The organism is Nostoc sp. (genome assembly GCF_054880495.1).
Window position 1 is genome coordinate 1 of record NZ_JBTYKD010000144.1, and the last position, 10959, is coordinate 10959.

Genomic DNA, 10959 nt, shown 5'->3' on the forward strand with positions numbered 1-10959 from the left:
TGAAGAAACCTCCAAATATAATAAATAATAGCAGGTGGTTCGCGATAGTCCATCGCGAACCACTCTTTCTTTTCCACATCCCGTGAAAAGTCAGGATAACCGTTACCTGTATTCTTTGCCATATCTTTATCACCTCCTTAAAACTGATGTAAAACTGCTTTGACATTTTCTATTATAATTAAAGAAAATAGTATTAACAACTTTGACACCTCTAGCGATCGCTCTCAAAAATCAGCCATGAAAGAGATCATTGCTGCGAACCTGATCCGCTACCGTAAAAGTCTAGGCTTGTCTCAAGAGCAACTTGCTGCAACTACCGGGGTAACTCGCCAGAGCATCAATAACTACGAGAACGCCAAAACTTTACCAGACAGCAAAATCCTCTCTGCTCTGGCGAGTGTTTTGGGCATTACACTCGATGACTTGCTACGCTCACAAGGTGAAGGACTACCCAACTTCCGGTTCCGCGCTTATGTAACATTCGACAAAAATGCCCAGTTTGCAGCCCAAGTGCTACGAATGCTGCAAACTTATAACGCCTTAGAACAAGCCGTTGGCTTACCAACCTACACTCCAGAAAGTACACCTTGCCACCAAGTAGAAGGCAACGAAAAGCACATTCAGGCAATAGCTGCTTTATTTCGCCATCGCTTGGGCTTGGGAGATGCTCCCATTGCCAACCTGTTTCAGTCTGTAGAAGAAATCGGCTTAAAAGTTTTACGCTCCTCCGTTCCCATTAAAGGTTTCTTTGGTCTGAGTGCTTGTAGTGATATTGAAGGTGCTTTTGTTTTGGTAAATACCCATAACATCACCATTGAACGTCAATTATTTACCCTTGCACATGAAATTGGACACCTAATCTTTCACCGTGTAGAGTACCAAGACACTCTAATTGAAGAAGGAACCAAAGAAGAAGAAAAAGCACGAGAAAAGGTGGCTGATTACTTTGCCAGTCACCTACTTGTTCCCCAAGCTGAATTTGAGCGGATGTACACACTTACCAAAGATATTGTCAAACTCAAACGGCATTTTCGGGTGAGTTACTTAGTCATCTTGAATCGTTTAGCAGAAATGGGAATCATTGATTTTGCTAAAGAGAAAGCCAAAATATGTGCAATTTATAAAAAGCAACATGATGGTGCATCTTTGCAAAACTCAATGGAATTACCACCAGCACTGGCTGCGGATGATTATCCAGAAAATGAACGTTATGAATTTCTAATTTGGCAGTCCTTAAAATTGGGCAAGATTTCAGAGATGAAAGCAGCAGAACTTCTCAACTTAACTGTTGAAAAACTGCGGGTGCGTCGTCAAGAAAATGAGGTTTATGCAGTCGCTTAATGGAACAATTCTTGACGCAACAGCACTCATTGATTTTCGCTGGCTGAACGAGTGGGGGTGGCTACAACAGCACTACAGCCCGTTGTACATTGCCCAGGAACTTCTAGACTCAGATCAACTGGAACCCCTAACTCGCCAAGCTGCTAACCAATACTTAACACCTCTGACTCTTTCCACAGAAGAGATGTTTGCTAGTTTTCTAGAATTTAGCGTTAGAGCGCCCCTTTTAAGTGTCGCGGATCGATCTACAATTGCCATTGCCCGTCATCAATTGCTGATTTGTGCTAGTGATGATGGGCTAGTTGTTGAAACCTGCAAGGCATACCGTGTTACCTACACCAGAACACTGCGATTATTGACTGAGATGGTAGAGACAGCACACAAAACAGTGATAGAGGTGACGGCAATGGCTGATTCATTAATCAAGGAGCGGGGTAAACACATTTCTTCCAGAGTTTTGGCAGATTGGACAACAAGTTTACAGAAGTATGGCACGAGCTAAAAATCAAATGTGGTTAGACTAATTGCCATATAAGATTTGGTTGTAAAAGAGGTTTGTTAGTAACGGAACATAAATACACTTTCAACTCATCTTTGCCTAAAACGAAACTGAATTATTATCTTTTAAAGAGCATAAAACCACCATTATTTCGTTGAATAACTACTGGGCTTTACCTAAAAAACTTCAATTTTGCCAAAATTGAACCACCCAAAAAGTGTTTCTGAAATTCTTATATAGTGTGGCAACTGATTCAATCCAACCCGTCCATTAATAGCTCAGACATCTCCAGTTGATCGCGATTGCGGTTATCGTCGTAAATTTGGAGCGTATTTAATTTAGCGTGTCTGCTGAGTTTCTGGGCTTTGCGGACGTTGCCATCGGTCTTTTCTAGTACAGCAGTAATCGCACTGTGGCGGCAACGGTGCGGGGACATAGTTTTTTCAACACCAGCCCGTTTAAACAAGCGCTTGACTATTTTATAAATGCCATCGCCAGTTAACCTGTTACCATAATTTTGGAAATCCACCGAGGTAAATAACGGGCGGGACAAAGACATTTCACCACCACGGGCAATCAGCCAGTCAGTAATCGCAATGACCGTGACTTTTGGCAGGTTAATTATTATTCGTACTTGCTTGCCCTTACCCAAAATTGATAGCGTCCCCTTAGATCCTTCAAAATGTCTCAAGTCCAAGGTGCTAATCTCATTTCTCCTCAAAGCATTGCCCCACAGTAGCAGCAACAAAGCATAGTCCCGCTTCCCTACCAAGAAGGAGCGATCGCACTGCCGGATCACACTCAAAAATTCCTGCTCAGTTACACCGCTAGTGTCGCGGTAGGACTGCACTGGAATACTGTCCACATCTACAGCATAGTTGCAAACTCCCAGCTTTCGTCCAAAAGCAACCAAAGATTTAATTGCAGCTAGTCGACGGTTAATCGTGTTAGGTGCTAGGGAAGCTTCATTGAGTATGGATCTATATTTAGTCACTACCAGCGTTGCTTTGTGACCGTCCAGGTGTAAAAACTCCAAAATAGAATCCCGGTTAGGGCGCTGGCCCGTCATGCGAGTGAAAAAATCTGTAATATCTTTGCGGTAAGCCCGACGGGTTCCCTCACTATTTTTGGATTTCAGCAGTTCCTCCAACACGTCGGGGTTGGAGTCAATTACACCAGCAAAGTATGCCTCAATTTTGGCACTAAGGGCATTTTCTAATTTTTGGACTACAACTAACTCGACGGATTCGCTATCTTTGCTCATGACTCCACCCAGGCTGCGGTATCGAGAATGGCTGTTTCCAATACCACACCCATTATCCAGCATCGTGGGCAATCAGGAACGCGGCGATCACCTTTATAATGCGATGGATAAATTTAATGTCAGAGCGTTGGGAAGTGAAAATCCCCACCCTTAAAGCAGGGATCTAATTCTGGCTGAAACCCCTATTATTAGGTTCATTTTTAAAAGTTTGTGGTTTATGGAAAAGCGTTAATTTTTACACTGCTTTCGAGTATCAGGTGGTAAGCCCAGTTGTTTACGAAAATCAGGACTATAGCAGGCTTGTTGCCAATTTTGGGCAGCTTTAACTTGCTTAGATATTAGGTTTTGGGCATCACTGAGATTGGTGCATTGGTTCTGACTTTCAGAAATATTTCTACAACCGAACTCAGAATTTTCAAGGTTGGCACCATTGAGGTTGGCACTATTGAGGTTGGCACCATTGAGTACGGCAAAATGGAGGTCGGCACCATTGAGTTGAATATAGTCGAGGGAGACACCAAACTTGACCAGTTCTTCAAGTGAGCGATTTCTTGCAAGGCTATCTTTTTTTCCCTTAGCTTCCTCAACAATAGTCCAATTCCCACGGATTTTGATTTCTCTAGTAGCAGAAAATCCTAAAAATACAGCTAAAGCCACTAAAGGAATAAAACCAAAACCAATGAGTCTGAAGCGATTCGTTCGCCTGTACTTGATGCTTTGTTGAATAAACTCCCTAGCTAAACTCGATAATTTTAAGCTTGCCGATTCTTTCTTCTGGAAAGCCTGAGCCTCGTTTAGTTGTTTACCTTGCAGTAAATAATCAGGCAATTTTTTATTATCTTCCCATTCATCAGCCAATCGTTCGATTCGGTTTTTCTGTATAATTTGGCTGCGATTTTCATCAATCCAACTTTGTAATTGTTGCCAGTGTTGAATCAAAGCTTCATGGGCAACTTCTACAGTCTCTTGCTCCTCAGCACTACGACTTGTAACCACCAATCGCGCATCAGCCAAATCTTGCACCAATGACCAATTCTCTTCACCTAATTCGGCTTTTGTTGCCACTCGTCTCGTATCTTCAGTACCTTCACCTGGGCGAACTAATTGCATGAAAATTTGGCTTACTTGTTGCTGTTGAGCAGGTTTTAAATTCCTGTAAATCGTATCTGCATGACTAGCTAACGCTCCTTGCACTTCACCAATAGCTTCATAAGCTGCATGAGTCAATTGCTGATTGGTGCGTTTCTCCCACAACAAAGTTAAAGCAAACTCCAATAATGGTAAGTTCCCTGGTTCAGACTCTACATCATTTAAAATGCGTTCTATTAGTCCTGGTTCAAATGTTACTCCTAGCTTTTGGGCAGGCTTGGCAATTACCTCTGATAGTTCAGAGCGATTCATTGATCTGATCAGTTTGATGTCAGATTTCAACTGATCCGCAAATTCTGGATATGAGAGCGCGTAACTTAAAAAATCCACCCGCATAGTTGCAGCAAATACTGTCGATAGCGATTTGCTGGTGGGAGATTGAATAATAGTTAGCAGAGAATCCAAAAAACGACTGCGGGTTTTCTCATCATTGCATAAGGTATATAACTCTTCAAACTGATCAGCAATCAGTAATATACGATGTTGAGGATGGTTTTGCTGAATTTTGGCAATGACATCAGCAAGAAGAACATTGCCATTGCAGAAGTAATTAGCCAACTTGCGTGTTTGGGCTATCCGATCCGTATTATCCAAATCAGGCGTATAGAGTGGAACTAATGCTTCAGCCAAACCGTAAAAAGGTTCCGATCCAGGGCGGAAATGAGTAAATAGCCAGCGACCTTCTTGTTGCAGCCTTGGTACTAATCCTGCCAAAACAACAGAAGATTTACCACTTCCAGACGCACCCACCACAGGGATAAAATTTCGGTTTTGAGTAGCTCTAAATAATTCTTCTATAAAAAGTTCTCTACCAAAAAAGTATTCGGCATCATCTGGACTAAAGTGAAATAAGCCGCGATAAGGGCATGGAAGTTTTTCATCACTCGAAGCATCTTCAGCAGGTTTTACAGCAGCTAACTGAATATCTTCACGGTAATAATAATTGGTGATGTGGATGTCGCCGCCAATTCGCCCAGCGTTAACGTTCTCAGCATTAATAAACCCACCCAAAAACTGGGAGTTCCGTAAGTCAGTATTGGAGACTTCTTTTTGGTCTTCTGACTCTGGCATAGGTTAATTTTGGTGTTATTGGTTGTCTGTATTAAGAAAGCTAATCACTGTTTCTTCTTGAGTACGGGAGTCAAATGTTCTGGAATTCCGTCTAATTGGATAACGTTACACCCAAGCTTATAAGCAAACTCTACAGATTCTCCAGTGCCTAATGCGTTATAAAAACCTGTTGCAAATTTAATTGCAGCTTTATCACCAATTTCCTGATTCATTCCAATTACATAAGGAATATGTTTGGCGATCGCTCCGGCTTGAACTTCCGAGTAACAAGCATTAAGGACAACGCATTCGATGGTACTCGAAAATAAGGAGAAAAGTTGAGCAAGTGCTTCTGTATTCACTAATTTTAAGTTTCCAGCGTCATCCTCCAGTACCAAACCATGTTCCCCTGCACCATGACCGCTAAAATGAATAATTTGCGGCTTGAAATCCAGTAATGATTGGTAAACATCTTGAACGCGCACAGCCCAGCGCTGCTTTATGTCAAAGAGTTCCCGTTTTTTGGCTCGTTGCAATCCAGAATCAATTCCTCGAACTTCTTCATCTAATCGCAAATGCGAGGTGTTTTTAGGATTAGATGCCAGAATTAAAATTGTTTTGACAGCAGAATTGTTAGTTTCTGTTTGTGCTTCCTTCTGCTGTTGTTGACCTAAGTTAGTAATATCACCACCGATTTGTTCAGCATTTACTGTATCTGCATTGACTAAACCGCCACCAAATTGAGCGCCTTGCAAGTTAAAATTAGATTCTTTTTTAGAGCTTTGTGACATTGTATCCCCTTGGTTATTATAATTTTCTGCATAAAACTTAGGACTTTGTAGCGCTGTTATTACCATATTTTCTAAACTACGAATTCTACTATCTTTTTCTGATAATAGTAATCTAATTTCTCGCTCTGGCAAGCTTTTTATCTCATTGTAAGTGTCAAAATATTCTGCACTTAGTTGGGACTTGTCAGCTGTAGCTGCGGTTTTGGCACGAAGTAAAAACTTATCCTGCCCCCGTTTCTCCATTGCTACAATTTCTAATTCAGCATCAGGGTGATTCTCTGCCAATTGCTTAAAGGAAATTGCGATCGCTCTTGGGTGAACACCTTGGTTGTGGTAGAGGTCGAGTGTGTCAAAAATTGGTTTGATGAAATCCCCAAACTCCCCATCTGCAAATACTTCTTTGTTATTATCAGGTTTGCGAAGTGGATTAGGGTTCTCTTTTGTGGGGAGTCGCATATAAACGTATTCACATCTCACGCCATCAAATTTAGTATTACTGGTAATGCCCCAGTCTTGAATGTATGCTCCTGTGAGTGTAGCACCTGTAAAATCGGTTCCGTTAAGTTGTGCTTGGACTAGCTTTGCTCTGAACAAATCTGCGTCTTGTAAGTTTGCTTGGCTCAAATCTGCACCAATAAAACTGGCATCTACCAAATTGGCCCCTTGAAAATTGACTCCTCGCAAGTCTTCACGATCAAAATTTTTGTCTTGTCCCTGTTTTGTAACTAGCAATTGGCGTATTTGTGAGTTTTGCAGATAGGTTTTACCAGGGCGAACACGGTCGAGCATTTTGACGTGCTGGAAACGAGTACGGATTAATATAGCACCTCGGATATCTGTACTTTTGAGCGTGGCTTTTATGAAATCAGCGTTAGTCAAGTCTGCACCATGAAAGCTTGTGCCACCAAAAGTGGCAAAGACAATGGCGAAGTCACGAATTAAGGCGTACTTTTTATCTCCTTTGAGTCCTTGCCGACTAATATAAATGCTTAATAAAGTTATGACTACGACACAAGAGCTAGCTACGCCTGTAGCTATATAACCAAAGAAAATACCAACTTGGGCAAAAACTACGCCTGAAGCTATGGCTGTGATTGCTCCTCCAACTAAAGTTCCGAGTATGGCTCCTATTAAAGCAGCGAGTGTAGTTCCAACTATAGCTAAGGTTCCGGCTAAAACTATTGCTGTGGATATAGCTAAAGCCCCAAGTAAGGCTCCTAGCAAAGCTAAAGCAAAAGCTAAGGTTAGGATTAATGCTCCAAATGCGTTTTCGATGCTGTCTCCAGTTATGACACTTGCTAGGTATCCTATCCAAAGGGCCATCTGATTTCTGATTAACGCTACAATTAAGACTATGGTTGTTCCAAGTGAGATTACAACTAAGGCTGAGGCTAAGGCTATAGCTATAGCTCCAAAACCTGTTTGCATTCCTCGACGAATTGTAATGACAAAGAAAATAACTAACATAACTACAGCAGTTAACCCTGCTATTTGGTTATGAAAATTAGAGATGCCAAGTGCTGCTGCTGCTAAATAGCCAGCCAAACTGGACAGAAATCCTGAGACTCCCACCAGTAACCACGAAATTAGAAATATAAAAATAGCCCAACGCCTTTGCAACCCAGCTTGAACATGGCTAAAGTTTGCACCTATTAGGTTAGCTCCTGTAAAATCAGCCCCTCGGATATCTGCATAACTAAAATTTGCCCCCTCAAGGTTTTGACCTTTGAAAGAACGACCTCTGAGATTTTGACATGACTTCTCCTGGGGCATAGCTGGGCGCTGTATACAAATTTCTTTTTGGATACAGCAGATATACCATGAACAATTCCGGTTTTTTAACGGTTTAAGTTAATTTTATATTTCTACCGTCAGAATTTAATGAAAATTGCAAGTCATAAACACCATAGTGTGAGTCCCTTCCTTGTGTAAATCCAAAGCGATCGCTATGGGAGCATTGGGACATGATCAATAAAAACCAAACGCCCTCGGACTACACCTTGGGCGTTTGGTTCCTATTGAAGCGCTTTCAGCCGCGCTAACAGTTCAGTTAATCAGTAAACCAAAAAGTTTTTCTCCAAAGGGCGATCGCACAAATAGCAGCTTGACTCGCTTGAAAGCACAGGAGCGTAATTTACCACCGTAGGCATCGCTCCGTGGTTTGTGCTTTTTATCCTCCAGATAGCAGCCAAGACAACCGCTTAGTTTTTCAAGCGAGTCAACTTAAGTTTTAGGCTTTTCCTCTAAGAATTTTTCTAGTATCTATTCATACAAGCGATATTTATCATCTCAAATGAGGAGGAAAGCAGCTCAAGGGGCGACGATGAAGCGGCTTCACTCCATTGCATTTACATTCTTCAGATCAACATTACACTAATCCAGAAGATAGATACATTTTTGAAAAGTTGAAGCACACTTGTAAAAGCAACTTTAACTATTCAATAATGGTGTGTCAATGTGGCTAAAATATGGTGTAAATGAAGATGGTATCTTGATATGTAGCTTTTAGCTTAGTATCTGCTCCCAGCTTACACCTGGGGGCAATATTTATCATCTCTTCTACTTGGAGTATAGCTTATGTCAAAGACAAGTATTATTCATCCTCTCCACTTCCAAATTATTCGTAGAGAGGGTACGACTTGGTATTTCAAAAACGGAGGTGTTTTTTATAACCGTACTGGTGAACCCATTCCTAAAAGCGATCGAGAAAGATTATTTGGGATAACTAAGAACAAGATTGTAATAGAACTTTTTCGCATCAATGGCGGCAAGCCTGGTTATTACCTTGTTAATCTTCAAGATAAAAAGTATTACTACTGTGGTGATGAGTGGGAAGATGTTAAGGCTAAATTGCAGGAATTAGGAATTGGTAGAGATGAGCCGAGTTACTCTTGAATGAAAAAATTTTGGGGTGCGATGCCTACGGCGGGCTATTCGGTGTCGCACTGACAACTGCAACGGATCAATCCGTTCTGGGTCGCAGTGGTTGGGTGCAATATTTTTCTCATGTTTTGATTCAAAGTACATTTTTTCCCCCTCATATCACTCAAGACAATTTAAACTTTTTAGAAATTCTTCTAAGAAGAAATCTATGTCACCTGGATTCAAAGTCCCATGAAAAAATTTGATGCTGCAAGGAATCTGAAGTCGTCCTTGTAGCAAATCTCTGAGCGCATATTTTTTTATAAAACCGGATTTCAATAAATTCAGAAGTAGGTGATTCAATGAATATTTATTTTCTTCAATAGTTTCAAGAGTTTCAATAAGTTCAGGAAAAAACCTTGTTCCAGGAAAATATCTTTTACCAAAGTAAAGAGAGATATTTCCTACCCAAGTCCCAGGAAACCAATGCAAATGAAAGGATTCAAAGGGCTGGTTCGGTAAATTTCCAAACAGATGGGACAAGCTATAAATATATGGTGAAACGCGATGTGTTGAACCGGAACGAGTCTGTTTCACTGTTTGTATATAAATATCCATCCATTGTGATAACGTTTCTATTTGATAAACATTGGGAATAATAGCATCTTTTATATCATTTCCACTGAGCATAAAAACTGGTATGATAATTGTGGGATTGTTAATAATGTACCAATTAGTTGCAATTTTTCTAAAATGGAAAGCCTTAAATACCCTCTCTGGTCTTTTTAAGGTTTTGATAAGATGCCATAACAAAAAACCAAAAAAAGTGCTTTCTTGTTCAGGGTTTTCTCTTTTCCATTTTGAATAGGATTTGTATCCATGATGCACATCCAAATGCTGACTGAGATTTAAGTATCCATTACCTGAGGGATTGAGAAAACCATCAGCCGCAAGCTTGTGCCAAGAAGTCCAAAATACATCAGATTCTGGGTCAATCATTTTTGCCTGAAGTTGCGTTAAAAGATTTTGACCATATTCCGAATTTACCCATTCTTCTGTAAGAGGGTCATTCCAGTCTTCTGTAAGAGTAGAAGGCTGATTAATTTCTTCACTGAATTCCACAGATTTTACTCCTTAAAAAAACACTAATGTTGAGCCGTATTTATTACTACTAATCCAGACCTAAAGCACGCTTCACCTTTGGATTATAAGTCAGCAATTTTAATATCTCCGTAACTGGAACCTTTGCCTCATTCAGTTCAATTACCCGCTCTTTAAGATGCGATCGCATGACTCGTCAAGCCAAACTGATGATTGTTGAGGACGTAATTCAACAGGTGCGTTGGTGCAGCGATCGCCCTACACCGTCACTACTGCTCATCCTCTAAGAATTTATTTTTTAGCTTTCGCCCTCTTAATAAAACCGATTATTTCTTCTAAGCTAACGCCGCGTTCTTGCATAGATTGAATCAGGGCGATCGCACCCACTGGCACACTTCCAATACTCCGCCCCTTCCACTCTCCGTCTATCTTTTCCTCCCAGTTAAACCCCCATCTCCAATGAGTAGGATTATCGGGGTTTCTGTGGCCGATTACACGGGGGTAAGAAGCGATCGCCCCACTTTTCAGCTTCTTATTCTCAATGTATCTATACAGACAGCCCTTACGTTGTCTACCTTTGGGCTTCTGCACAGCTTGCGGCTGCTGCTCACTTTCCTCTAAGAAATTTTCGGGTATCCATCCACACACACCACAGCCATTATTTAAAGTAAGCAATGGTGATTCACAACTGGGGCAACTTACATGATTTAATTGCTGTGTACACTCGATATGTGGGTATTTATCACAGGTGTAGGACTTGGCGACTACCTGAAAACACTTTGTACATAGTTGAGGTTGATTATCCTCTATCGCTTTCTTACAAAGTTCACCGGAGGGAGTATCCCCCCGGCTGACTTTGCGCTTTAGCGTCTCCCCTTGGGAGAAGAATTTTTCTACTAATG

The 10959-nt window shown here is 41.1% G+C and carries 9 protein-coding genes and 1 pseudogene; 5 read left to right on the plus strand and 5 right to left on the minus strand.

Features of this window, described 5'->3' with window-relative positions; genetic code table 11:
* The first annotated feature begins 159 nt into the window (after positions 1–159).
* Positions 160–1341 carry an ImmA/IrrE family metallo-endopeptidase gene (locus tag ACYTXL_RS14870; protein ID WP_461922506.1) on the plus strand — a complete coding sequence of 394 codons (1182 nt, stop codon included), beginning with the start codon at positions 160–162 and terminating at the stop codon, positions 1339–1341.
* On the plus strand, positions 1328–1843 hold the full coding sequence (locus ACYTXL_RS14875; protein ID WP_461922505.1) for a hypothetical protein: 516 nt from the start codon (positions 1328–1330) through the stop codon (positions 1841–1843). The genes ACYTXL_RS14870 and ACYTXL_RS14875 overlap by 14 nt, the downstream gene beginning before the upstream one ends.
* Positions 1844–2093: 250 nt before the next feature.
* Here the strand turns inward: ACYTXL_RS14875 and ACYTXL_RS14880 are convergent, their stop codons facing one another.
* Entirely contained in the window at positions 2094–3104 is a 1011-nt protein-coding gene (locus tag ACYTXL_RS14880; RefSeq protein WP_461922504.1) for a tyrosine-type recombinase/integrase, read from the minus strand.
* Between ACYTXL_RS14880 and ACYTXL_RS14885 the strand changes: the two genes are divergently transcribed.
* Positions 3103–3258 carry a hypothetical protein gene (locus ACYTXL_RS14885; RefSeq protein WP_461922503.1) on the plus strand — a complete coding sequence of 52 codons (156 nt, stop codon included), beginning with the start codon at positions 3103–3105 and terminating at the stop codon, positions 3256–3258. The genes ACYTXL_RS14880 and ACYTXL_RS14885 overlap by 2 nt on opposite strands.
* A 74-nt stretch (positions 3259–3332) precedes the next feature.
* On the opposite strand, the gene ACYTXL_RS14890 is transcribed toward ACYTXL_RS14885, so the two are convergent.
* Both ACYTXL_RS14890 and ACYTXL_RS14895 read right to left on the minus strand, forming a co-directional pair.
* Positions 3333–5324, minus strand: coding sequence for an nSTAND1 domain-containing NTPase (locus ACYTXL_RS14890; RefSeq protein WP_461925407.1), 1992 nt, complete (start codon positions 5322–5324; stop codon positions 3333–3335).
* A 44-nt stretch (positions 5325–5368) separates the two neighbouring features.
* Positions 5369–7867, minus strand: coding sequence for a pentapeptide repeat-containing protein (locus ACYTXL_RS14895; protein WP_461925408.1), 2499 nt, complete (start codon positions 7865–7867; stop codon positions 5369–5371).
* 235 nt (positions 7868–8102) lie between these two features.
* Between ACYTXL_RS14895 and ACYTXL_RS14900 the strand changes: the two genes are divergently transcribed.
* Complete coding sequence (locus ACYTXL_RS14900) at positions 8103–8240, plus strand: hypothetical protein (RefSeq protein ID WP_461922603.1); 138 nt, start codon at positions 8103–8105, stop codon at positions 8238–8240.
* 431 nt (positions 8241–8671) lie between these two features.
* The gene (locus ACYTXL_RS14905) at positions 8672–8989 is read left to right on the plus strand and encodes a hypothetical protein (RefSeq protein ID WP_461922604.1); all 318 of its coding nucleotides are present in this window, start codon (positions 8672–8674) and stop codon (positions 8987–8989) included.
* Positions 8990–9136: 147 nt separating this feature from the next.
* Here the strand turns inward: ACYTXL_RS14905 and ACYTXL_RS14910 are convergent, their stop codons facing one another.
* Entirely contained in the window at positions 9137–10078 is a 942-nt protein-coding gene (locus tag ACYTXL_RS14910; protein WP_461925409.1) for a hypothetical protein, read from the minus strand.
* Positions 10079–10348: 270 nt separating this feature from the next.
* Positions 10349–10959 (minus strand): annotated as a pseudogene (locus ACYTXL_RS14915) (hypothetical protein); the annotation flags it as partial.